The following is a 25,279-nucleotide window of genomic DNA, read 5'->3' as shown; positions in this document are numbered from 1 at the left end:
ATGAACCCTCCCTAAAAAAATTGATAATTCGCTTTATTTTAATCTTTTATCAGACATCTCGGACGCAATGCCTGCTGAATAGTTCACTTGCCTGCCAATTGCCGTGTTCTCTTTATTGTTCTTGAAGCCATAGTTTTGATTTCTGGTTAATCTTTTCAAAAGCGGTAACGGCCGGCTTCATAATAAATAATGCCAACAAATTGCCGCTATAAAGGATACAGATTGGCGGCGCATAAGAAAGGACAAAGAGAATTCCAAAACTTCCAATCAGCATGTAAAAAGTAGAAAGTGGATTCATAATCATGACGAAAAAAGAATTCTTTAGCACCTGTCGAATGTTCATATCATAATGGACAAAAATCGGAAGGATATAAAACAACATCGAAACAAAAATGAAAGTGATGATAATAAATGGCACATATAGAAAGGAGACGAATTCATTAGTTGAATTTTGTACAAAGTGAAAATCAAGGTATAAAATCAAGGAAATTCCCACAATGATGAGCCCAAGGAGATTGCTTTTTAAAAATTCATGTTTGTATGCAGTACAAAAAGTCTTAAAAATAGACAATTCCTCTTTTCCCAGCATCCATTTTCGAGCGACCGCAAACATCGCAACTGTAGCAGGAAAAAATCCAAAGATACCAAATCCCAGAAGGGTAAATGCTATCCATAAACAGTTTACTAATGCCAGCCGTGATATCCAATCAAGCAATTTATAAAAACCGCCCATAAAACCTGAAGTGTCCATTTGTAAGCCTCCTTAAACTACTTAATCCTTATATCATTAGCCCCTTGCCACCCCCTTTATAGCAGAAAGTGGCGAAGGTTTAGAATCTTTTTCTTATCCCTATTACCCTTTTAACCCGCTTGTACTGATACCTTCTACAACCTGCCGCTGGAAAATAAAGAAAATCACAAATACAGGAATTAAGGTAACGACTGACATGGCAAACATAGCTCCCCAATTCGATACGGTTTCATTACTTAGGAACATATTTAAAGCCATGGAAACTGTATACTTTGAAGGGCTATTTAAATACAATACAGGTCCTAAAAGTGAATCCCATGTCCAATAGAATGAGAAAATCGCAGCAGTTGCCAATGCAGGTCTAATTAATGGCAAAATAATCTTAGTAAATATTTTGAAAGTGCCGCACCCATCTATAATCGCGGCTTCATCCAGTTCTCTCGGTATCGTCCGAATAAATTGCACTAATAGAAAGATAAAAAATGGATGGCCAAAATAGGCTGGGACCGCTAATGGTTTAATTGAGTTAAGCCAACCCAGTTTAGAGAAAATAATGTATTGCGGGACCATAACCACTTCAGCTGGAAGCATCAAAGTTACCATCATTATGCCAAACCAAATGGCTTTTCCTTTAAACTCCAGACGTGCAAAACCAAAGGCTATGAAAGCTGACGAGATTACTTGCCCGATTAACACAACGATGACTAGTATGGCAGTATTTTTAATGAAAACGCCAAAGGAATTCCCACCGATCCCTTCCCATCCCTGTGAATAGTTAGTCCATATCCACGTATCGGGAATCAGTGATTTGGCAGTAATAAAGATTGTATTACTGGGCTTAAAAGAGCTCATGAGGAGCCAAACAACAGGATAAAGCATTAAAATCGCAAAACCGCCCACCAAAATATGATACAGCCACCATCGAGGTGATTTTAACTTCATTGTTATCTGCCTCCTTCCGATTCATAGTGAACCCAGAATTTTGATGTTGCAAAGATGATCGCAGTTAATATTGCAACAATAATGAGCATGATCCATGCCATCGCGGAAGCATAACCCATATTGAAGAACTGGAAGCCTTGTAAGAATAGGTATAAGGAATAAAGAAGAGTTCCATCCATTGGACCGCCTGTACCTTTTGAGATAATAAAGGCTGGGACGAATGTCATAAATGCAGAAATAGTTTGCATGACAGTATTGAATAGAATAACCGGGCTCAACATTGGCAGGGTAATTTTGAAGAATTGCTGTGCGCCATTTGCTCCGTCAACACTTGCGGCTTCATAATAACTTTTCGGAATTCCCTTTAATCCGGCAAGGAAAATTAGCATGGATGAACCAAATTGCCAAGCTGCCAAGAAGATTAACATCCAAAGGGCTGCTGTAGGGTTCCCGAACCATCTAACGGCTGGAATACCAAAAAACTCAAGCAAGATATTAACAATTCCCTGGTCTCCAAATACATTCCGCCACATAATGGCAACTGCTACACTGCCGCCAATTAGAGATGGCAAGTAAAATAAGGAACGATAGAGACCTACTGCCCTTGATGCTTTATTTAACATCATCGCAATTAATAAGGCGAAACCTAGTCTTAATGGAACTCCTGCAAATACATAAATAATGGTCACCTTTAATGACTGCCAGTACCGAGGATCGCCAGTAAACATTTTTATATAGTTATCAAGACCAATCCATTTAGGTGTTGAAAAAAGATTATAGTTTGTAAATGATAAATATAATGACGTCACGATCGGGATTAATGTAAATGCAAGGAATCCTATCACAAATGGGCTGATAAACGCATATCCTGTTAAATTTTCTTTAATAGAACGACCTTTTTTGCTGATTGGCTGGATTGTAATATCTGCACTTGGATTTTCCTTTATCACACGTGTGTTCATTTGCTCATCTCCTTATTCTTGAAATGCAGTAAGATGAAAGGTCGATAGCTGATCTAAAGGAAGGATCAGCTATCGAACTGGGAATTATTTTTTGTTTTGAGATAAAATGCTTTCGGCTTGTTGTCTGAACTGTTTGGCCGCATCTTCCGGTTTAGTTGTACCGTATGCGATTTGATCGGCAAATCCCTTCAATAGATTGATTACTTCTCCTGAGCCAATTGGATCTGGACCATTATAAGCCGAACTATGTTCTCCAGCCCACGCCACATAATTGAATACCTGCTGCTGTGCCGGTGAGAGTAACGGTTTTAAAGCCTCTTGGACTTTTGGAGATCCAGGAACGCCACGGTCACCAAGCATCAATTTATTTGCTTCAATATTGTTGGTCATGAAGTCAATAAATTTGGCAGCCTCCGCTTTATTCTTTGAATTATTAGAAATAGACCATAGCATACTTGGTTTTAAGAATAATCCTTTATCACCGTCCGGCCCCGGCATGCCGATCATTTCCAGCGGCCGATTAGCAACTTGCTGGATACCTATAAACTGATTGGACCATTGGAAAATACCTATGGAATTTTGTTTTACAACAGGGTCATCTTCAAGCCCTTTGACTTGTGCTGCTGCGTCAGGCGATTGAATCGCTTTGTCTTTTACCATATCGGCATACATTTTAAAGTAGTTCACAAATAACTTGTCATCTTTATATCCTAATTGTGTACCATCTTTGCTATAAAGACTTTTCCCTTGTGTTCTTAAATAATAGTTGAAAAAAACATCTGGAGCTGTGCCTGGACCGTTATCAATATACAGGCCGGCTTCACTAGCCTTTTTCCCCATTTCCTGATAATCATCCCATGTCCAGTTTTCTGGTACTTTGTCCATGCCAATTTTTTTCAACAAAGCTGGGTCATATTGATAGCCAATGGCGTTAACTCCCGTGCTAAGACCGTAATACTTATCATCAAGTTTTCCGCCATCAAGGAAATTCTCACTAAGATCACTTGTGTTAATTTCCTTCCCAAAAAATGGTTTTAAATCTGCCAATTGATTGTTGTTTGAGTACTGTGAAACATAAGAAAGATCCATTTGTATAATATCTGGAAGCTCGTTTGCAGCTGCTTGAGGAGCCAGCTTCTTCCAATAATCATCCCAGCTGGCATACTCAGGTTCAATTTTTACGTTTGGATGCTCTTTCTCATACATTTCAATGATTTTTAACGTATAATCATGACGCGGCTGGGAGCCCCACCAGGCCATTCGAAGAGTAACCTGTTCATCACCGCTTTTCTCATCCTTTGTTTTTGATTCATCCCCGCTCGATGAACTGCTGCCGCTGCAAGCTGCTAATGAGAAAACTAGTACAAAGCTAAACAATAAAACTAGAAATTTCTTCATCTTATTTCCCCCTTTTGTTTTAGTACAAATGAAAGTGCTTACATTTTTTATTATGCTGGTTTTTCCAAATTGTCTGAATTAAAATTTCCGTTCAGTTTGTTTAAAAATCCGACTTCTTCCATAAAAAAATCCCATAGAACATAGGCTCAATGGAATTTCACTCATTTTGTGAGAGGATTTTGTTAGCATTGGATCTAAATATTTGCGCTCCTTCACTTGGTGTGATTGTTTTAAACAGAATTTGATCAGACACGCTTTGCAATAGGTTTACTACCTCAATTCCTCCCAGCGGGCCTGCTTTTTCTACAATTAAGTTGTTATTTTTTACATGATAGACATAGTCAAAGACCTTTTTCTCGTATTCTGATAAATCATTTTTGATTTCTTTGACTACCTTTGAAGAAATCGGCACCCCCCTTTCTCCTTTGATAATGCGATTGGCTTCACTATTATTGACGAAGAAGTTGATAAACAGTGCAGCAGCCTGCTTATTCTTGGAGCTTTTAGAAACAGAAAACAGCATGCTGGGTTTTACCGCATTTGCCATATTCGGGGCATAGCCAGGTGGATGAACAAGTTCAAGTGGTCGATTTGCACTTTGCAAAAAGCCGATATATTGATTAGAGTAAGCCCAAGTTAGCGGCGATTGCTGGTTGACCAACAGTTCATCTTGGATACCTTTTATCTGTTCTGTCACATCTGGTCTTGGAAATGTTCCATGATCAAGTAGTCTTAACTGCATTTCAAAGTAATCAATAAACAATTGATCATCCTCATATCCTAACGCAGTCCCACTATCATTATATAAACTTTTTCCTTTTGTACGAAGATAATAGGAAAAGAAGACCTCAGGCGGTTTCATCCCATTTGTTCCATAGATTTGCTTATCATCAGTTACCTGCAGAGCCATATTTTCAAATTCATTCCAGTTCCAATTTTTATCAGGGTAATCGGCACCTGCTGATAATAGCAATTGGCGATCCAAGATGATAGCCGGGGCATTTAGACCAAGCGGTATCCCGAATAAATCCCCCCCAATTTCTCCTCCGGAGAGAATCCTTTGACTGATAGATTCCGTCTTTATAATTTTTTTATTGATATAGGGGGTTAAATCCTCGAGCAAATTGTTATCACTATAAGGCTTCAAATATAATAAATCCATCTGCATAATATCAGGAAGCTTATTTCCTGCTGCCATTGGGGCTAATTTCTTCCAATAATCATCCCAATTTGAATATTCAGGTTCAATCTTAATATTGGGATACTTTTTTTCAAAGAGCTTGATGACTTTAAGAGTATAGTCGTTTCTTGGCTTTTCACCCCACCAGGCAATTCTTAGAGTAACACTCTCTTTTCGGTTACTCGCCGTTGATTCGTTTAGGTCAAAGATTCTGCAGCCCCCAGCGAAAATTACCATTACTAACGACATTGTTATAAAAATTTGCTTTTTCATGGTAGTTTCCCCTTTATATCCTATGACAACCCTTGTACCGATTCTCTTTTATATTCTGATGGAGTATAACCTGTATGCTTTTTAAAAACCTGGCTAAAATATTGAGGATTTTCGCCGAACCCAATTTTTTCTGCTATTTCAAATACCTTTACATCCGATTCATTCTCAATTAATTTGATGGCGGTTTCAATTCTAACTCTAGTTAAATAATTTGAAAACTTTTCACCCGTTTCTTTCTTAAACAGTTTTCCAAGATAATCCGCGTTCATGTATAACATTTCATTGGCAACCCAATGAAGCGATAAATTTTGGTCGCCGATATGTTTTTCAATAATTTCGATTACCTTCTTGATAATAGCTGAATGTTTGTGCTTAGTTTGTTGAAAAAAATCCTTGGTCAAAGTTTGGGCTGCATTTTCAAAAAGTGCCCTCATATTCTGAATGGTGTCCATTTCCAGCAAAAGCCGCAAATTCTTTAAATACTTATTCATTTCCTTTGGTTCACAAAGGCGGATCATACTATTAAATACCTGAATCACATATGATTTAGTTGTTTCTATATCAAGTCTTAACTCCATGAGCTGCTGAAAGAAAAAGAAGAGTTCATTCTGAACCTCAGGCCAGCTGCCGGATTTCACAAGCCTGCAAAACTTTTGATCATCATAATAAAATTCCACCTCATTGGAAGGGCTTAGATTGACAATATCCTTTTTAGTGATGACACATCCTTCTCCAAGATAAAAACGATAGGATAAGCAATCTAAAGCTTGCTTGTACAATTTATTGGCATTTAAAATATTCCCTGCCTCACTAATTACTGCTGTTGTATCGAATTGATAATACTGGAAAAAGGTTTCTTTAATTCTATTAATTTGGGATTGCAGTTTGGCTGCATCGCAATCATTATTGATTAAAAATAACACCGTCTCACTTACTGTACAGCTCAATAAATAAGATTCAAAGATATGTTCAGCAATATTTTTAATGGCAAACATTTGCTCAAATTGAAAATTTCCTTCTATTTGGAATAATACAAGACGAACATTCTGCGTTAATATCTCGTCATCAAAAAGTTTTTGATAATACTTTAAATTGATATTGTCAAAACGATTTGTAATGAATTCTTTTAATAGCTGCTCCTTTGCGAAAGGCAGAACGGTTTCTAGGGTTCCTTTTATAGATTGGACAAACTGTTTCCGCTCCTGTTTTTCCTTTAGTTCCATGCAAATTTCTATTACTGCATCCATAATGTCATTCTCATTGCATGGTTTTAAAAGGTAATGTTTTACTCCATATTCCATTGCCTGTTTCGCATATTCAAACTCACTAAAACCGGATAATAAAATAAATTTGATATCCTGAAACCTGCTGGTAACTTTGGCTGCCAGTTCAAGTCCATTCATACCTGGCATTTTAATATCACTAATAACAATATCAGGCTGTTTTTGTTCTATTATCTTGTATGCCTCGATTCCATTCCACGCAGTACCAATTAGATTTGTTCCAATCGATTCCCAGTTTATTACCCTTTTCATCCCTTCGGTAATAATTTTTTCATCATCCACTAATAATACGTTGTACATAAGCATCCTCCTCTTTGAACGGTAAGATGATCATTACTTTCGTTCCGTGATTGGGTGCGCTTTCAATATTTATTCCGTAATTTTCCCCGTAAGCTAATTTGATTCGTTCGTTTATATTGGATATGCCAACACCTTGTCCACGTGTTTGGATTTCTCCATTCCATAATTTTTCTAAATAATCCGGTGCCATTCCTGGTCCATTATCTTCAACGATTAATTTAATAACGGATTCATAAATCGTTGAGTAAATTCTAATTTTACAAGGCTCGACCATAGGCTCTAATGCATAATTTATCGCATTTTCTACTAAGGGCTGTAAAGTTAATTTCGGAATATATAAACCAAACAGGTCCCGATCAACTAACATATTAAATTCCAGTCTTTCCCCAAACCGGTATTTCTGAATGACAATATAGTTTTTTACAACGTTCAGCTCTTCCTCAATGGTGATCATTGATTTTTTTAGGCTGATGGAGTTTCGAAGTAAAAAACCAAGTGCTTCTACCATTTTTGAAATTTGAAATTGCCCATTTCCTTTTGCCAGCCAATTGATGGATTCTAGGGTGTTATATAAAAAATGAGGGTTAATTTGTGCCTGAAGTGCTTTAAATTCCGTCTCCTTGATAGTCAACTGCTTAGAATAATTTTCATGAATTAATTCATCAATCTTTTGAGTCATCGATTGGAAGTTTTGCTGCAGCTTTCCCACCTCGTCATCATGGATAACCGTAGATTTAAGCGCTTCCTTTTTGGCCTCCTTAAAATCTCCTACCTTTAGGTACTCCATACCAGCGACAAGATTTTCAAGCGGGGTTGTAATATTTTTCGCAAAACGAATTCCAACAAGCATCACTGCCGCAAACATGAGGAAAAAGATCATGATTAAAACAGTTTTAATAATATTGATATTTTTGAAGATTTGATTAAACGGAATGGCATTTATGTAGGTCCAATCGAAATAATTGGATTGAATTTGTACAAGAAAGTATTTTTTTTCAGCAATTTCCTTTATTTGATAGCCATTTTTTATCGTTAATGGCAATTGGTCAAATAGGGTTTCAGTTCCCTTTGGAAAAATGATTGACTCTTTATTTGTAATAAAAAATTCACCATCCATCTTACTGGAACCTTCTAGGATATCACCAACGAGTTTTTCCATATCAATGTAGATAATAATTGTCCCGATCTTGTCAAAGCTTAAATTAGAATATTGTTTGATTGTCCGAGCCGTTGCAATCGTAAAATTTTGCTCTTCAGGATTAATCCAAACATTGCTTCCATCTGCTTTTCCTGCCTGGTTGATGATCTTTACCTTTTGTTCCTGGGTCAATTTAACATTTCTGCCATCCACACCATATTCTCCGCCATTAACATCAAGCAATTTTATTGAATGAATATATTTCTCTCTATTAACATAGTTCCACAGTTTATCCACCATTTCGTTTCGTAAAAGAAACTTATCATAATCTGATCCATCTTCACTAACAGAAGCTAAATATTGCTGTATTTGTGGATCCGTTAAAATATTATAAGTTACTTCCTCCATATGCTTTAATTCATTTTCAATACTATTCGAAGAAGTACTTAATACTTGTGAAGATTTGCTATACAATTGTTCATCATAAATATGGAAGGCATATTGCAGGGCCAAAAATGCAAAAGAAAATGAGAGAATCATTGTCGAAAAAACTAGTATAAAAAGTTTATTTTTGATTTTTAAATTATGATAATCATTCTTTAATCGATGAAATATCTTTTTCATGAGAGTAACTCTCCAATGGTCCATTTTTTAAACCAAATTTATAACAACCTATTCATTTTATGAAGTCTTTTTATCTTTTGCCGAATAAATTAATTCGATTTTACCATTTATTTCCCTGTTTTCATAGGAAATATTTCGTGAAAGATTTGAAGCAATGAATAAGAGGAAAATAAATCAAAAAACCCTATAGGATTTTCCTTTAGGGTTTTTCGATTATATCACTTTTAAAGAAGAATAATGTGAAGTATATAATTTCCAATAAAGGCCGCGGCGGCGGATTAATTCATCATGTGTCCCTTCTTCCTGTATCATTCCCTTATCAATATATAATATCTTGGAAGCATTCTGAATCGTCGAGAGACGGTGGGCAATAATAAATGAAGTTCTGTCTGCAAGCAATGTCTCAAGACCTTTCTGCAATGCCAATTCTGTTTCGGTATCTATAGAAGAAGTTGCCTCATCTAAAATAAGAATCTTGGGATCCGCTAGTAATGCTCTTGCAAATGATAGAAGCTGTCTTTGGCCATTAGAAAGCATCGAACCTCTTTCATTGACTTCGGTATAGTAGCCTTGTTTTAACTGATTGATAAATGGATGAGCCTGAACTGCTATTGCGGCCTCTATCACTTCTTCATCTGACGCGTCCAATCTGCCATAGCGGATATTATCCATAATGGTTCCAGAGAAAATAAACGGATCCTGCAGCATAACCCCCATTTGCTTTCTTAGGGAAGCGATGGTCACCGTTTCAATATTAATACCGTCTATTCTAATTTCACCGCTTTCAATATCATAAAAACGGCTAAGCAAATTAACAATCGTTGTTTTTCCTGCTCCAGTTGGTCCCACAATGGCAATAGTCTCACCCGGGTTTGCCCGAAAACTAACTTGATTTAAGTTCCGCACACTAGATTCATAGCCAAATACCACATGATCAAATTCGACCGCTCCTTTTATCATCGGCAGTTCTTTTGCATTGGGCCGATCCGAAATCGTTGGTTGCTCATCCATCATCTCAAATATCCGTTCCAAGTAGGCTGATGCATTGATAATCGCATTATAAAAATTTCCGATGTTCGCCAGCGGTGTCCAGAACATCCATATGTATCCTACGAATGCTACAAGGGCCCCTACTGTAATTCCATTACCAATCATGCTGACTCCAATGACATAAATAAGCGAAACAGTTAGTACGGAAATGTTTTCAATCGCCGGCCACAGAAGGAATTGAACCCTAACTGCCTTAAGCCAAGAGGTTTTATATCCATTGGAAACTCCATCAAAAATTTTTTTATTCTCTTCTTCCCGAACAAATGCCTGGGTAATTTTTATTCCATTGATGCTTTCATGAATGTAGGCGTTTAAATTTGACTGTTTATTACTTAAATTTTGCCAAGCCTTTCGCTGGGCATTTTTTATTAAGAAAATAACAAAGGCCAGTATCGGGAAACCTGCCATTGCAAATATTGCAAGCTTTGCATTGATAGATACCATAAATCCAACAATTACCAGCAAGCTGAATAAATCCGTGATTAGATTGATTAATCCATTGGAAAGCAAATCGCTTAATGAATTAACGTAATTAACCACCCGGACTAAAATCTTTCCGTGCGGGCGGCTATCAAAAAATGAAAAAGAAAGATTTTGCAAATGGGTAAATAAATCTTTACGGATATTTTTAATCACACTGTGGCCAATCCGGGACATCATTCTAATCCTGAATTTCATGCAGATTCCCGTAATAATTAAGGCCACTAAATAAATCCCCGCAAGGATGGCCAAACCGGCAATATTTTTACTGGGAATTTCTTTGTCAATCGCCTGCTTGATCAAGTAAGGGCCTATTAAATTAGCGCCGCTTGCTATCAGCATGATGATTACCGTTATCATGATTTGCGTTTTAAAGGGTTTTACGTATACAAGTAATCTTTTAAGATGCGCCATATTAAAAGGCGTTTCAAGCTCTTCATCCACGTTAAATTTGTTACGTGCCAATAGGTTCACATCCCTGCCATTAAGTGAATATCAAAGTTCCCGTACTGGTTTTGAAACACATGGGAATAGTAACCTTTTTGCGATAATAATTCCCCATGCGTCCCCCGCTCAATAATCCTCCCATTATTTAGGACCAAGATTAAATCAGCCTCTTTTACGGAGGATATTCGGTGCGCGATGATAAAGCACGTTTTTCCTTCTTGAATCGAGTTTAATGTTTTTTGAATCCGTTCTTCAGTCTCCATATCGACACTTGATGTGGTATCATCCAGAATCAGTATCTTCGGATCCTTCAACAGGGCCCTTGCAAGAGCGATACGCTGCTTCTGGCCGCCCGATAATCCGACTCCTCTTTCGCCAACGATGGTGTCATATCCTTCAGGAAGCATACCAATGAAATCATTCGCTTCGGCCTGTCTGGCTGCCAGCTGAACCGCTTCCATGGAGGCATCAGGTTTTCCATAAGCAATGTTCCCTTCAATCGTATCGGAAAAAAGAAAAATATCCTGCATCACCATACCCATTGAAGACCTTAATTGATGTAGATCCCATTCTTTTACATCCCTTCCGCCTACCTTGATGGCTCCGTCCGTCACATCATAAAACCGGCTAAGCAAATGAACTAATGTGGATTTACCCGATCCTGTCGGGCCAATTATGGCAATTGTTTGGCCTGGTTTTGCTGTAAAACTAATGTCTGCTAACGCCAGCCCGTTGCCATAACTGAAATAAACATGGTCAAATTCAATATCCGCCTCTATTTCTTGACCAATTCGGTGATTTCCATTTTTAATTTGTGATTTTGTCAGGAGCAGTTCCTCCACTTTTTCAGCCGAGGCTATGAACCGTTGAACATCATTAATTAACCATCCGGCACTGCGAATAGGATTGTTTAGCGCCCAAATCAATGAATTAAACATGACCAGTTCTCCTATGGTAAGGGAACCGCTGATGACCATGAATCCGCCGGTGAGGATCATCACCACTGTTAATACTCCTGCAAGAGAATCCAGCACAGGCAGGTATTTCTCCCAGATTTTGGCCGATTGGAGATTTTTTGCCATAAATGCGTTATTTTCATTTGAAAACTTTTCAATTTCATAGTGCTCTTTGGCGAAGGCCTTCACCACCCGATTCCCGCTGATATTTTCCTGAACAACGGAATTCAGTTTGGCGAATTGATTCCTTATTTCTGTAAAGGTTGGCTTCACATCTTGTGATAACCGGAAGGCAAAGAACCCAATAATGGGGGTAACCGCTAAAATAGCCAATGTCAACGGCACATGAACGCTAAACATAAAAGTGACAGCGAAGATGAAAATGGTCACATTTTCAAATATCATATAAATCGTCCAAGCCGTAAAATGGCGGATGGCTTCCATGTCCCCTGTCATCCTGGCCATAATTTCTCCCGTTTTCGTACGGTCGTAAAAGGAAAAATCCAAACCCATTAGCCGATCAAAGAGGTGTTCTCTCATTTTAAAAATAACCTTTTGTGATATGCTTTCAAACATGAGCTGGTACCCGTATCGGACAATTGTCCTGAGCACAGTGAAACCAATCATTAAACCCAATATCAGCCATAGCCTGTTCCGGTCTTCACCGTAGATCACATCATCCACAATCCGGCCTGCCAAATAAGGATTTGCCATATTAAGAGCCGACACTAACAGAACCAAAGCCAGGCCAAAAATCATTCGAATTTTATATTTTCGTATATACTGCCAAGCCCAACGCATGCTCTGCATTGATTCTCGCCTCCCTTCAAACATAAAACAATCATATTTTTTTCCTTCTAAAGTTATGTGTATGGACAAGCATTTTTCTTAAAAAGACCACCATAAGCTGCTGGTGGTCTTAATTCCTATTTTCTGATCAACTATTAGTTAAGATAAAACACTTGTTTCAGTTCATGGGATACAGGACTGTTATCCGGATTTGTCTCCATAATATCTTTCATATAGGCCCACCATTTTTGGCAGATCTCGGTTTCGGCCATTTTATTCCACATTTCTTCACTCTCGATTTCCACATAGGCAAACAGGTTATTGGTCCGCTCATCTAAAAAAATCGAATAATGATGGGCCCCATGATTTTTTAACTCCAGCTCCATTTCGGGCCACAGCTGGTCATGGCGTTTTTTATATTCGTCGTGAAAACCCGGAAACAGTTTCATAACCGATGCTTTTCGAATCATTTGTTCTTCCTCCTACTGCTTAATTTTCATTAAAGCGAATCGATTTACATTCAAATCTTCCTATCTCTAGTTTTCCTGGTTCTACTAAGCTATTAGTCTCTAAGTCGATGCCTTGGTGGGGAATGGTGACACTTCCACCGTTTCCATCCATGTTGATAATGAACCAAACCCTGTACCCTTCCCCTTGTCTTGGAGCAACAATGGTACCACTTGAAACATCTGTTCTCAATGAAAGATCTGCTTCATTAGAGTAGTGGTCGATTAGGTTCTGAAGCATTAACTCACCGGCTTCCCCTAACGGCATAGACCCAAGCATGACTATTTTCCCAAATCCATGACTTTTCTCTGAAATAAAAGCTTTTCCTTGGGAAAGTCCTTCCTCGATGACCCCCACATCATGACCAGTGCCAGTTTCGAACACAGAACTCCACAGGCCTAATGGAGCGGATTGATCAAAAGCCCGGCCTATGGAACCTGTATCATCCATCGGATAAGTATATAGCACCTCGATACCTGAGACCTCCTCCAGCTGCCCCAACGCCCGATCCGTATGTACCGTATGATGCTCTGTTCTGCCTCCTGTCAGGGGTCCGACTATCCAGATACCGCCATTTTCCACGAATTTTTTTGCGCGGGTAATGTAGTCCTCTGATAAATAGGGAATAAACGGAGTAAACAATAGTTTATAACCTTCTAAGCTGGCTCCTTCAGGTATAAGGTCACGATGAATCCCCATCGAGAGGATCCGTTTATAAAAATCAGTAATTAGCCCTCGATGCTTCAACTTTCGATGCGATTCCGTTTCCAGGAATGCCTTAGCCCGATCGGAATAGGTAATCGCCAGTTCAGCCTGTGCCGGTTTTGTGGACAAAATGATTGGTTCGATTTTCTTTCGAAGCTCTTCCACTTCCAACACATTAGCATAACCCACAGTTGGTTTCCCCCAAGCACTTAGTACCGAACCATGCGGCTGTTCACAGCCGGCACGCTGCTGTCTCCACAGCCAATAGCAAAAGCCGCCCGATCCTAATGCATATGCAGCCGCTGCTTCTGCCTTTAGATATCCATTTGGATGGGGACTTGCATAGCTTTTTAATGATGCCGCATAGGACGGACTCGTCTCCATGACCCAAAATGGGGTTCCCGGTTTAAAGTTTCTCCATAAGTCACTGTTAATCAGATACGCAGCATAGTCGTCTATACTTGCGTATGTGTCAAATGAAGCAAAATCGAGATTATTAAAAAGCTTTTCATTATCTACTCCAAAGGCGATGGAGCTGTTATGAGTAATCGGAGCAGCTGAAAACTTTCGAATGATCGCGGCTTGTTCATCTGCAAACTCTGCAATTTTCTCCATGGAAAAGAGCTGATACATTGTACTTAATGAAGAGTTGTGCAAAAATGGAGCGGGTTCCGGTTGAGGAACCTGCTCAAAGCTAAGATAATATTCACTCCAAATCTTTGTGCCCCAAGCATCGTTTAGATTTTCAATCGTCCCGTACCGCTTTCTTAGCCATTCATGCCACAACTCTTTACATGTTTCACACATACATTGATTAACATGACATTTAAATTCGTTGTCCAATTGCCAGCCAATTACCCCCGGTAAACCGCCGGCTGCTTTTGCCAGTTGTTCGGTAATCAATGCTGCCCTTTCTCTCAAATAGGGATGGTTTGTACAGGCATGCTGCCTTGAACCATGCCCCATGACCTTTCCATCACTATCTACATACATCCGTTCCGGATGCCCATGGGTGAACCAAATGGGCGGGGTAGGCGTAGGCGTGCACATGACTGTTTCAATTCCATTTTCATAAAGTCTTTCAATTATCTTTACAAAAAAACTGAAATCAAATATGTCTTCCTCCGGTTCCATAGTGGACCACGCGAATTCTCCTATTCTAACAACATTGATGCCAGTCTGCTTCATTAGCTTTAAATCTTCTTCAATAACCTTTTCATCCCATAGTTCAGGATAATAGGCAGCACCATGATATAACTTATTTTCCAACTTCATCGCCTCACATTTTTGAACTACTATTCTATTCCTTTATAAAAGATGAAATCGGGCAGTTCCAATTTCTTCCGGCCCTCAATTACGAGTTTTCCAATCTGCCTTGTCATTCAATTATAAAAACAATTAGTTTTAAATAACCTTTGAAGCTGCTGACCTGCTTCAAAGGTTCGATTACTTATTATTTTTACTTTCTATGTCCACTAGACGTGATAAGAAGGCTAATACTAACCCTTGACCCCAGCCTTGCACACGTTTATTGGGAACTTCCTTGTATCCGTTTGCATTATACATGACAGCCGTTCCTGCAGATACCCCCATAACAGATCCGTCTTCTCGAATTTGGTCGAGGATTCCTTCAATTGATCTCTGAATATACTTGTTATATAACTTCCCACTTGTTAATAATGCGGCAGCAATGCCTGCTGAGCCTGAGGTCTCGAGATATGAATCGGGATCATCCACAATTGTATGCCAAAGTCCCGTTTCAGATTGAAGCCGAACTAAAGCGCTTAGCTGATCACGTAATGAATCGGCAATAATCATATAGGACGGGTGCTGCACTTCAATTAATTCAAGGGCACGTGACATTGTGTAAGCAGCCCAGCTGTTCCCTCTAGCCCAAAAAATACCTGACATATGATTTTGTCCAATATGATCCCAGCCATGGTAATACAGATTCGTTATGTCATCCTGGAGAAGTCTTTCATGGCCGTGGTACTGCTTTAAGCCAAAATTGAAATAATCCTCCCTATCGAGCATGCGGCCAATCCTAAGCAGAAAATATCCTGCCATAAACATCGTGTCGACCCAGGCCTGTTCCGGAAATTGATATTTGGTTCCACCCACTGTGTGCTGCAAGACATCATTTTCAAAACGTTCGGCATCATTTAATAAAAAATCGGCAATAAGAATAGCACAATCAATATATTTTTGGTCATTGGTCTCTTTATATAAAGTCAACAGAATATGCCCAACGGCTGAAGCATTAACCGTTAACGGGGGGAGCCCGTCCTCGAGTTCGGCATCTGCCCAATCTTTAATGTATTGTAAATACTTCTTTTCACCCGTAGCCTCATACGCTTCGGCTACCCCAAAAAAAGCTACTCCTCCCGGCCAATCCCAACTGAAATCCATTTTAAAGGTCCGTTCGACTACACGACTAATCGTTTCGCTTATCTTTTTAGTCTCCAAAACTAATTGCACCATGTTCTTCCTCCTCTGAAATTTTATTTAAACAGGTTATTCCCTATGTAAACTGAATTCCTCCAAATAAGATACACCAGTTGGAAGCGTTCTCTTTTAATTATATGGAAAGGATTTTTAGAAAAAAATTTAAAAATCAGTTTTTTTATATTAAAAAACAGTGTTCCCCGGATGGTCAAAAAGTGAAATATCGAATATTAACCTGCACCAGCCATACTGGCTGAAAAATACAATAGGAGGACAGGATTGTCCCCCTATTGTTTCATTTTATATATAAAACTTTTCCATCTTGAGAATAGGTTCTTTTGTCAGTTTGCTCCTCTTGATGCTTATACTTTCTTTCAAATTTCGTAAACATCGATACGTTAACAAGGATTCCTGTCGCTGCCGCTAACGAAAGGAGCGAAGAACCGCCATAGCTGATAAATGGAAGTGGAACACCAGTAAGCGGAATTGTGCCTGAAACCCCTGCCAGGTTAATAAATGCCTGGATTCCAATCATGCTGGAGATCCCTATCGCCAATAAACTTCCAAACGGATCCTTACATTGCAAGCCGATATAAATTCCTCTTAATACTATATAGGCAAGCAATAGAATCACAAAACCGACTCCCCAGATACCTAATTCCTCCGCAATAACAGCCATAATGAAGTCAGTATGGGATTCTGGCAAATAACCAAGCTTTTGAACACTTTGGCCTAATCCCAGCCCATTTACTCCGCCGGAGCCTATGGCAATATAAGAGTTAACAAGATGGTACCCTTCATCCTGGGCATCTGCAAATGGATTATCCAAAACGGAAAACCTGTTCATTCGTTCCTTTGAAAAGATTTCCCCTTTCATCGCAATCATAACGGGTATCAGGATCACTAAGGCAATCATTACAAGTTTAGAAATCGTTTTATAGTTCATACCCGAGCAAAAAATGATGGTGGCGGAAATAAAGGCAATAATACTGGCTGTCCCATAGTCTGGCTGAAGAATAATTAAAAAGCAAACAACAAATAAGTAGGCTAACGGAGGAAGTACACCTTTATTAAATTGATTGATATAAGCTTGCTTTTTTGCATATACCGCAGCTAAATAAATGATTACTGCAATTTTTACAAACTCTGAAGGCTGGAATTTAAACGACCCAAACGCATACCAACTTTGAGCGCCGCCGGCAACATCCCCAAATACAAACAGTCCGCCAAGCAACAAAATGGAACCTAGCACGATTAACACCAGGACTCTTTTGAACTTCATAATTTTATAGGGGATAAGCGCTGTAATCAAAAAAATGCCGCCAAACATCATCAGCCATATTTTTTGTTTCTGATAAAAGTAGTCGCTCTCTACATTATATCTTTGAACAGCCCAAGCGATGCTGGAGCTATATATCATAATTAAACCGAATGCACACAAAAGCAGAATGGATATAATCAATGAATAATCATATGATTTCAATATTTTTTTAAACATGTACCGGTCCTCATTTTCCAAATGGATTTGTACCCTCTATTATAATAGAAAATTATTATTCTGACTTGAGGAAAAGGTTATTTGTTACAACATTTTAATAATCTGTATGTTTGGAAAAATAGTGCACAAAATAAGAGTAGAAATAAAAAACCCAAACATATTGTTTGAGTTTGATTTAGCTTATTTCTTCAAGAAAGCGTCGTGAAGCACAGATAATTCTCTTTCTAATTTATCTAAAAGCGCCTTTCCATCCTTGCTATCTATTAGACCCAATCGTACAGCAAAGTCAATTTCTCTGGATAGGCCAAACATCTGTGTATCCAACACCTCTTCATAAAGAGGGCATTGAGGCATCGTAAGATTGTCCATTTGCACTTTGATAAGCTTTAATATTTTTTCAGCGTCAGCCTGCAGTAAGGCATAGGCTTTCTCCTGGTGATTTACGATCATTTCAGACGCCAACATTGATCCCCCATTTCAGAGCGATTATTCAACTTATCTATAAATTTTACCGCCTGTGGCGGAAAATTGCAAGAACAATAAGGTTTTTATAGATAAGAGTTACAATTATGACATTCCTCCCAAAAAAAGTTATACTTAATGGTGTCAACTATTAGGGGGTATAGAAATGGAAAATATTTTGCCTATATCGGGAAATGTAAAGTTCAACATAACATTAGATCCTGGCACTTGGATTTTTGATGATCGAAAAATCGATTTAACTACTTATTTTGCTAAGAAAAACGAAGAAGTCGATTCAAATGAAGAGTATACTAAATCTGTTTCAAAACATTGGGACAGAGAGATCATGGAAGGAGCTATATTTCCTCCAACCTTAAAGACCGAAAAGCAATTTCAAAAAGTTAAGGTTATGACCGGAACCTTTGGGATCAAATTTCAACCATTTTTGCAAAATTCAGAACCAGGGAATGATGCAAAGTCCTTGATTATTCACGCCGCCGAAAAAGATTTTGAGGTCCCATTAATGGATGCCTATGATCTCATTCTTAAGTTTTCCGATTGCGGCAAGCCCCTTAATGAGGATGGTCCTGTACATATATACTACGGAGATGGGTCAAATCAGGATTCACCGATAAAAAATGTAAAGGGCTTTACAGTAAAATAGACGGGTGCCTAGATGGCTCCCGTTTTTTATTACTATAATAAATCGGCCGCAAGTCTCGCTAAACCCGACCTTTCCCCTTTTAATAACTTCACATGTCCGGAAATCACTTGATCCTTAAAGCTTTCTACAACATAGGTTAACCCATTGTTATAGGCATCAAGGTAGGGATGATCAATCTGTTCAGGATCTCCCATCAGGACAATTTTGCTGTCTTCTCCCACCCTCGTGAGTATGGTTTTCACTTCATGCTTTGTTAAATTTTGCGCCTCATCAATAATGATAAACTGTTTTGGCAGACTTCTGCCTCGGATGTAGGTCAGCGCCTCCACCTCAATCGAACCCATACCTGCTAAAATGGCATCTAATTCTCCTGGTTTTTTCGTATTGAACAAATATTCCAGGTTATCATAAATGGGCTGCATCCATGGTCTCAGCTTCTCTTGTTTCTCACCAGGCAAAAAGCCTAAATCCTTTCCAACCGGTACAATTGGCCTGGCTACTAACAGCTTTTTATATTCTTGAAAATCTTCTGTTTGCATTAGCCCTGCTGCGAGGGCAAGCAGGGTTTTTCCCGTTCCTGCTTTACCAGTTAAAGTAACTAGTGGAATGTCCTTTCGCAGCAACAGCTCAATTGCCATCGTTTGCTGCACGTTGCGTGAGTGAATCCCCCATACATGTTCATGATTTAAGGACAGCTTTTTCAATTTCTTTGCTGCCTTATCTACAATCCCCAAGGCTGAAGCAGAGCTCCCAAGTGCGTCCTTCATAATCACAAATTGATTAGGATAAAAGTGGTACGGGCCAATCTCGATAAGAGATATTTCCCCCTTTTCATAATACTTATTCAGCAGCTCAGCAGGAACAAAGGACTCAATATATCCCATATAAATGGAGTCCATTTCTACTACCCGGTCATTTAAAAAGTCTTCTGCATGCAGTCCAATTGCATCGGCTTTTACTCTGACCAAAGCATCCTTGCTTACTAGAATGACCTGTTTGCCATTTTCTTTTGTCAATTCTTCTAGATATAAGTTCTTTGCCACCGCTAGTATCCGATTGTCATTCGTTTTCTCAACAAAAATTTCCTGAAGTTCATGAAAGGATCGATGATTTAATTCAATGCGGATTGTTCCCCCATTTTCAAGCGGGAGTTTTTCATGAAGTTTTCCTGACGCCCTAAGGCCATCAATTAATCTAGATACATGCCGGGCATTTCTCCCAATCTCATCCATGTATCTTTTCTTTGAGTCCACTTCTTCGAGAACTACTGCTGGAATAACAACCTCATTGTCTTCAAAGGAGAAAATGGAATACGGGTCTTGTAATAAGACATTTGTATCCAACACGTATATTTTACTCAAAGCGACGCCTCCGTCTCACGTTGTATAAATTTATTTCTTGTATTGTCGATCCAAATAGTAGATGGACTTTGGTAAAATATATGTTTATTGGAATAAAGATAGAAGAAGTTCCGCACAATAAATGTTAGCAATTCACAAAAATAAAACGGAAGAAACATTATTATATTTTCACATGTGAAATACACGTATTGGAGGGGTTTATATGAAGAAAATGATTGTTTTAGCAATGGTTTTCCTTATCCTTGGCGGGTGTAACAGCATGAAGGATGAAAATAATGCACAATTACAAAACTCTTCACAGGTAAAAGTTAAAAATTCTAATATAGAAAATGTTGATCGAAAAACAGGTCAGCAGGTCTCCAAACGGTTAGTCAATCTTGCTGTAAGCGTCCCCGAAGTCAATGACGCGACAGCTGTCGTTTTAGGGAACTATGCGGTTGTCGGGATTGATGTAAACTCTAAAATTGACCGTTCAGAAGTGGGAGCCATTAAATACTCAGCTGCGGAAAGCTTAAGCAAAGACCCATATGGTGCCAAAGCCGTGGTAATAGCTGATGCAGATACTTATCAGCGTTTAAAAGATATTCAAGCTGATATTAACAATGGGAGACCATTAAGAGGGATTATGGAAGAACTTGCTGACATCGCAGGACGATTAATGCCAGAAGTGCCAGGAGATATGATTACGCCAACTCCGAAAAACGCTCCTGAAAAAGAGGATAAAAAGCTCCCTGCAAATCAGGAAAATCAGCTTGATAAAGAGCAAGAAAAACAATCGAATTTTCATAAATAAGAAATGTGCAAGGGCGCTTGCGCTAGACAATTCTCAAGGTCAAAAACTTTTATATTTATCTAAATGAAAAAAGCTTAGACACACAGCCCTAAGCTTTTTTCAATACGTCCATCACTTGCCGGTCTAACCGCGCTGCTGCATTCTTATCATAGGTTTTATCAAATTGGACCTCAGATATAATTTTAGAGCCATAAAACATAACATCTCTTACTTCCTTTATTTTCATCTCCACTAATGCAAGCTTTAATGGAATTTCCCTTATCGCCTCTTCTTTTATTGTTACTTCTCCTGAAATGGAATAAGTGGATTCATTAGCAATTAAAATAATGACAGCTTGATTATTTTTTTTTATGTTTTCCAAAATCCTTGATCTGTTATCTGCTGCAAAGAGAATGGTATATTCATCCTTTGCCAAAACCCAGGAAATGGCACTTACATTTGGAGCACCTGTTTCATGGTCAATCGTGGCTATAGTCACGAATCTCTCTATTTGCAGATCATCAAATAAAGGCTTAATTAAAAAAGGTTCAACTTCGTTAGCCATTTTAGATAGCCCCCTTTCATCTTTCATCTCTCGAAAAACGGTTATTTACATATTACTACTATCCCATTTTTTCATCAACTTAATCACTTTAGTGCTTTATGGCCATTTAGAATGGTATAGTATAATAAAGAGTATTGTTCTGAAATAGAAATGGGGTGCCTTTATGAGGGTAAAGTGTGTACTTTGCGATAAAATTGAAACTATAAATGATGAGTCATTAATAGCCAAACGATTGCGCAATCGTCCAATTCATACATATATGTGTAACGAATGCAGAGAGAGGATTACAGATAAAACCCATGCCAGAATCAGCTCGGGCAATTTTCGATTTTATCGGCCCAAATCCGAAGTCGAGGAATGGTAAAGGAAAAGTGAAAGCGGCCTGTCATCTAATAAAAAACCTCAAGCCCTTAAGGAAGCTTGAGGTTTTTTTTATTCTTCAATTGGATAATTTACGTATTTTTCAGGTTCACGATTAATTTGGTTGAGCATGATTTCAATTAATTCTCTGGAAAAACGCGCTCTCTTCTTTTCTTCACCCTGTTGATAGGAGATGTAATACATATCCTCATCAGTTGAAATTTCAATATTGGAAACATGATGTTCTGACACCAATATCTCGTCAAAGTGAGCTTTTGTTTCCGCTGCAGCGGTATCTTCAGGGCGAGCATCACAAACCACTTTAATGGTAAGCCAATTATACAAAGCATCCTGTAAGGATTTCAAAACCCAATCCCCTCCATTACTTTGCCTCGGTCTGCTCCTTTTTGGATTGATGCAGCCGGACTTTATAGATAATTAATATGAACGCCGCTACAACCAAACCTTCTGCAACCGGCAAAAAGATTCCAAAAAACGTAAGAATCGTACACCCAAGACATAAAAAGAAATAAATGATAAGCGATTTTAAGAGCGGCAGTTTCTTCGCAAAACCCAATTTATAAACAATAATAGATAATGCAACAATGGTTAAGTAAAGAAGCCACATTCCTAATTTAGGCTGTTCGCTAACTTTATACAAGGCTGCAAAAAATGAGAGACGCTCTGCAACATTCATTGTAAAAACCTCCTACTTAAGGCAAACAAGGTTTTATCATTAATTCATTTCAGCGAATTTCTTCTTTTTACCCATTCTTTCCCGCTCGCTTTTATCCAGGATTTTCTTCCTCAAGCGGATTGATTGTGGAGTTACCTCACAATATTCATCGTCATTTAAATACTCCAATGACTCTTCAAGCGTCATGATACGCGGTTTCTTGATAACTGAGGTTTGATCCTTAGTGGCAGAACGAACGTTGGTCGCATGTTTGACCTTCGTAATATTGACCGTTATATCATTTTCACGTGTGTGCTCGCCCACGATCATTCCTTCATAAATTTCAGTTCCTGGTTCAACAAAAATGGTTCCGCGGTCCTCTACCTGCATTATACCATAAGTTGATGCTTTACCTGTTTCCATTGATACTAAAACGCCTTGACGTCTTCCGCCGACCTGGCCTGAGATCATTGGCTGGTAACTGTCAAATGTATGGTTGAGAATTCCATAACCGCGTGTCTGGGTCATAAACTCCGTTGTATAACCAATTAAGCCGCGGGCAGGAACATTAAAGATAAGGCGGACTTGGCCATTGCCATTATTAATCATATCAAGCATTTCGCCTTTGCGGGCGCCAATGGACTCCATAATCGCTCCTGTATGCTCTTCAGGCACATCAATTTGAACTCTTTCTACAGGCTCACAGCGAACGCCGTCAATTTCTTTTACGATGACTTCCGGCTTCGATACCTGTAGTTCATATCCTTCACGGCGCATATTTTCAATTAGAATCGAAAGGTGCAGTTCACCGCGTCCTGAAACAACCCATGCATCCGGTGAATCTGTGTTATCTACCCGTAAACTTACGTCCGTGTGAAGCTGTTCCCGAAGTCTTTCTTCTATTTTACGAGCAGTTACAAATTTGCCTTCACGGCCGGCAAATGGGCTGTTATTAACCACAAATGTCATTTGCAGGGTTGGCTCATCAATCCGCAAGACCGGCAGCGCCTCTTGGTGCTCAATTGGGCAGACGGTTTCACCAACGTTGATATCCTCCATCCCGGAAACAGCAACCAAGTCTCCTGCTTTTGCTTCCTCAATTTCTTCCCGTTTTAATCCGAAGAAGCCAAACAGTTTCGTTACCCGGAATTGCTTAACAGAGCCATCAAGCTTCATGAGGGCAACCTGCTGCCCAACCTTCATTGTTCCACGGAATACCCGGCCAATTCCGATACGGCCAACATATTCGTTATAATCGAGCAGCGCCACTTGGAATTGCAGCGGTTCCTCACTGTTATCTACTGGTGCAGGGATATGCTCAATTACGGACTCATATAGGCACTGCATGTTTTCATCCTGTTTTTCAGGATCAAGACTCGCGGTACCATTAATAGCTGATGCATAGATCACTGGAAACTCCAATTGGTCTTCAGTCGCATCCAGTTCGATAAACAAATCAATTACTTCATCGACAACCTCTTGTGGGCGTGCAAAATCGCGGTCGATTTTGTTCACAACAACGATTGGCGTTAATTTTTGCTCCAATGCTTTTTTTAGCACAAACCGAGTCTGAGGCATGCATCCTTCATAAGCATCAACGACAAGCAGGACGCCATCAACCATCCGCATAATACGTTCTACCTCACCGCCGAAGTCAGCGTGTCCTGGTGTATCTAAAATATTTATCCTAGTGTCCTTATATTGGATCGCCGTGTTTTTGGCAAGGATGGTAATCCCGCGTTCCCTTTCTAAATCGTTCGAGTCCATCGCACGTTCCTCCACGTGCTCATTGGAACGGAATGTCCCAGCCTGCCTTAATAATTGGTCCACCAGCGTTGTTTTACCATGGTCAACGTGAGCAATGATTGCTATATTTCGAATATCATTTCTTATGTTCAAAGAAGTTCCACTCCTACCTATTCTTAAAATTATCTTTAGTTTCTCATCCGCAACTAAAACATTATACCATAATAAAAGTGGAAACCTAAAAGCTTTTTATGTAGAATAAAAATAAAACCATAACATAAGGGGTATATATCATGAAACCAGTGAATTGGCCGATGCTCATTTTTGCTATTCTGGCAGCAGTCAGCATTATGGGAATAGGGGTTGCCATTGCCGAAAAAACTATGCTGGGCTTATTTGGATGTCTTGCAGCCTTGATTGTGATCATGGGGCTGGGATTTAGAATGAAAAAGAAACTCCGTGAAAAAGGCGTATTATAATTGCTTTCGAAGAAAAGAAGCCGTGCAGGCTTCTCAGGCTGTCGAAAAACCTTCGGCAGCCTTTATTTTAATTATTTTCTTTAATAATACACCGCGTTAATTTAGTAAAATATTATTAATACATAGGATTTTCAACAGGTGTATTTAAAAAGCACCTTCATCTCAATAAAAAAATAAAGTCTCTAATATAACTGAACGTTGATTTTCTGTGCTTGAAAAATAAAGGTAGAAATTCCTTCTATTTTGGGAAATATGGGTATTTCCTTAAAAACAAGAGTATTTTTTCCCTTTATTGTATCTAAATCGATGAATTTTGGCATATTTAGAACGGTTAAGGGGAATTTCTCCTCTTATTTCGGCTTCCTAAGGGCCCTAATCTACAATAGCGGGAAATTCTCCCTCTATGAATTCTCATACCTACACGAACAACAACAATGAATCCTAACAGAGCCAAGATAAAAAATAA

The 25,279-nt window shown here is 38.9% G+C and carries 23 protein-coding genes; 4 read left to right on the top strand and 19 right to left on the bottom strand.

What is annotated here, in order from left to right; translation table 11 throughout:
* Positions 1-112 precede the first annotated feature (112 nt).
* From NFS43_RS01630 to NFS43_RS01560, 14 genes are all read right to left on the bottom strand, one after another.
* Positions 113-751 carry a YesL family protein gene (locus tag NFS43_RS01630; protein WP_251549023.1) on the bottom strand — a complete coding sequence of 213 codons (639 nt, stop codon included), beginning with the start codon at positions 749-751 and terminating at the stop codon, positions 113-115.
* 102 nt (positions 752-853) lie between these two features.
* Positions 854-1,693: a carbohydrate ABC transporter permease gene (locus NFS43_RS01625; protein ID WP_251549022.1), complete on the bottom strand. Its 840-nt coding sequence runs from the start codon at positions 1,691-1,693 to the stop codon at positions 854-856.
* A gap of 2 nt (positions 1,694-1,695) precedes the next feature.
* Positions 1,696-2,655, bottom strand: coding sequence for a carbohydrate ABC transporter permease (locus NFS43_RS01620; RefSeq protein WP_251549021.1), 960 nt, complete (start codon positions 2,653-2,655; stop codon positions 1,696-1,698).
* Between the two features lie 84 nt (positions 2,656-2,739).
* A complete protein-coding gene (locus NFS43_RS01615; protein WP_251549020.1) occupies positions 2,740-4,053 on the bottom strand; it encodes an ABC transporter substrate-binding protein in 1,314 nt (437 codons plus the stop codon).
* Positions 4,054-4,210: 157 nt separating this feature from the next.
* Positions 4,211-5,506, bottom strand: coding sequence for an ABC transporter substrate-binding protein (locus NFS43_RS01610; protein ID WP_251549019.1), 1,296 nt, complete (start codon positions 5,504-5,506; stop codon positions 4,211-4,213).
* 20 nt (positions 5,507-5,526) lie between these two features.
* Positions 5,527-7,089, bottom strand: a complete 1,563-nt coding sequence (locus NFS43_RS24335; protein ID WP_277613888.1) for a response regulator transcription factor — start codon at positions 7,087-7,089, stop codon at positions 5,527-5,529.
* Positions 7,064-8,851 (bottom strand): sensor histidine kinase, encoded by a 1,788-nt coding sequence (locus NFS43_RS01595; protein WP_251549018.1) that lies wholly within the window; start codon positions 8,849-8,851, stop codon positions 7,064-7,066. Before NFS43_RS01595 ends, NFS43_RS24335 begins: the two co-directional genes overlap by 26 nt.
* A gap of 213 nt (positions 8,852-9,064) precedes the next feature.
* Positions 9,065-10,846 carry an ABC transporter ATP-binding protein gene (locus NFS43_RS01590; RefSeq protein WP_251549017.1) on the bottom strand — a complete coding sequence of 594 codons (1,782 nt, stop codon included), beginning with the start codon at positions 10,844-10,846 and terminating at the stop codon, positions 9,065-9,067.
* A 5-nt stretch (positions 10,847-10,851) separates the two neighbouring features.
* On the bottom strand, positions 10,852-12,594 hold the full coding sequence (locus NFS43_RS01585; protein ID WP_251549016.1) for an ABC transporter ATP-binding protein: 1,743 nt from the start codon (positions 12,592-12,594) through the stop codon (positions 10,852-10,854).
* A gap of 134 nt (positions 12,595-12,728) precedes the next feature.
* Entirely contained in the window at positions 12,729-13,043 is a 315-nt protein-coding gene (gene rhaM / locus NFS43_RS01580) for an L-rhamnose mutarotase (protein ID WP_251549015.1), read from the bottom strand.
* Between the two features lie 19 nt (positions 13,044-13,062).
* Positions 13,063-15,060 (bottom strand): beta-galactosidase, encoded by a 1,998-nt coding sequence (locus NFS43_RS01575; RefSeq protein ID WP_251549014.1) that lies wholly within the window; start codon positions 15,058-15,060, stop codon positions 13,063-13,065.
* A 171-nt stretch (positions 15,061-15,231) separates the two neighbouring features.
* On the bottom strand, positions 15,232-16,266 hold the full coding sequence (locus NFS43_RS01570; protein WP_251549013.1) for a glycoside hydrolase family 88/105 protein: 1,035 nt from the start codon (positions 16,264-16,266) through the stop codon (positions 15,232-15,234).
* 259 nt (positions 16,267-16,525) lie between these two features.
* Positions 16,526-17,728: an FtsW/RodA/SpoVE family cell cycle protein gene (locus NFS43_RS01565; RefSeq protein ID WP_251549012.1), complete on the bottom strand. Its 1,203-nt coding sequence runs from the start codon at positions 17,726-17,728 to the stop codon at positions 16,526-16,528.
* A gap of 180 nt (positions 17,729-17,908) precedes the next feature.
* Complete coding sequence (locus tag NFS43_RS01560) at positions 17,909-18,190, bottom strand: Fpa/YlaN family protein (RefSeq protein WP_251549011.1); 282 nt, start codon at positions 18,188-18,190, stop codon at positions 17,909-17,911.
* Positions 18,191-18,356: 166 nt separating this feature from the next.
* On the opposite strand from NFS43_RS01560, the gene NFS43_RS01555 reads away from it, so the two are divergent.
* Entirely contained in the window at positions 18,357-18,854 is a 498-nt protein-coding gene (locus tag NFS43_RS01555; protein ID WP_251549010.1) for a peptidyl-prolyl cis-trans isomerase, read from the top strand.
* A gap of 32 nt (positions 18,855-18,886) precedes the next feature.
* Here NFS43_RS01555 and NFS43_RS01550 read toward each other — a convergent pair whose 3' ends face one another.
* Positions 18,887-20,215, bottom strand: a complete 1,329-nt coding sequence (locus tag NFS43_RS01550; protein WP_251549009.1) for a PhoH family protein — start codon at positions 20,213-20,215, stop codon at positions 18,887-18,889.
* A gap of 202 nt (positions 20,216-20,417) precedes the next feature.
* Between NFS43_RS01550 and NFS43_RS01545 the strand changes: the two genes are divergently transcribed.
* Complete coding sequence (locus NFS43_RS01545) at positions 20,418-21,008, top strand: YhcN/YlaJ family sporulation lipoprotein (RefSeq protein ID WP_251549008.1); 591 nt, start codon at positions 20,418-20,420, stop codon at positions 21,006-21,008.
* An 88-nt stretch (positions 21,009-21,096) separates the two neighbouring features.
* Here the strand turns inward: NFS43_RS01545 and NFS43_RS01540 are convergent, their stop codons facing one another.
* On the bottom strand, positions 21,097-21,552 hold the full coding sequence (locus NFS43_RS01540; protein WP_251549007.1) for a pyridoxamine 5'-phosphate oxidase family protein: 456 nt from the start codon (positions 21,550-21,552) through the stop codon (positions 21,097-21,099).
* Positions 21,553-21,715: 163 nt separating this feature from the next.
* Here NFS43_RS01540 and NFS43_RS01535 point away from each other — a divergent pair, with 163 nt between their 5' ends.
* Entirely contained in the window at positions 21,716-21,916 is a 201-nt protein-coding gene (locus tag NFS43_RS01535) for a YlaI family protein (RefSeq protein ID WP_251549006.1), read from the top strand.
* Positions 21,917-21,984: 68 nt separating this feature from the next.
* Here NFS43_RS01535 and NFS43_RS01530 read toward each other — a convergent pair whose 3' ends face one another.
* Genes NFS43_RS01530 through typA form a run of 3 tightly spaced genes read right to left on the bottom strand, consistent with a single transcriptional unit; the run spans position 21,985 to position 24,487 of the window.
* Positions 21,985-22,278, bottom strand: a complete 294-nt coding sequence (locus NFS43_RS01530) for a hypothetical protein (protein ID WP_251549005.1) — start codon at positions 22,276-22,278, stop codon at positions 21,985-21,987.
* 16 nt (positions 22,279-22,294) lie between these two features.
* On the bottom strand, positions 22,295-22,609 hold the full coding sequence (locus NFS43_RS01525) for a YlaH-like family protein (RefSeq protein WP_251549004.1): 315 nt from the start codon (positions 22,607-22,609) through the stop codon (positions 22,295-22,297).
* 39 nt (positions 22,610-22,648) lie between these two features.
* The gene (gene typA / locus NFS43_RS01520; RefSeq protein ID WP_251549003.1) at positions 22,649-24,487 is read right to left on the bottom strand and encodes a translational GTPase TypA; all 1,839 of its coding nucleotides are present in this window, start codon (positions 24,485-24,487) and stop codon (positions 22,649-22,651) included.
* 140 nt (positions 24,488-24,627) lie between these two features.
* On the opposite strand from typA, the gene NFS43_RS01515 reads away from it, so the two are divergent.
* Positions 24,628-24,813: a YlaF family protein gene (locus tag NFS43_RS01515; protein ID WP_251549002.1), complete on the top strand. Its 186-nt coding sequence runs from the start codon at positions 24,628-24,630 to the stop codon at positions 24,811-24,813.
* Positions 24,814-25,279 lie beyond the last annotated feature (466 nt).

Source organism: Neobacillus muris, from assembly GCF_943193175.1.
GTDB lineage: Bacteria > Bacillota > Bacilli > Bacillales > Cytobacillaceae > Neobacillus > Neobacillus muris.
This window is presented reverse-complemented; position numbering and strand designations above follow the sequence as displayed.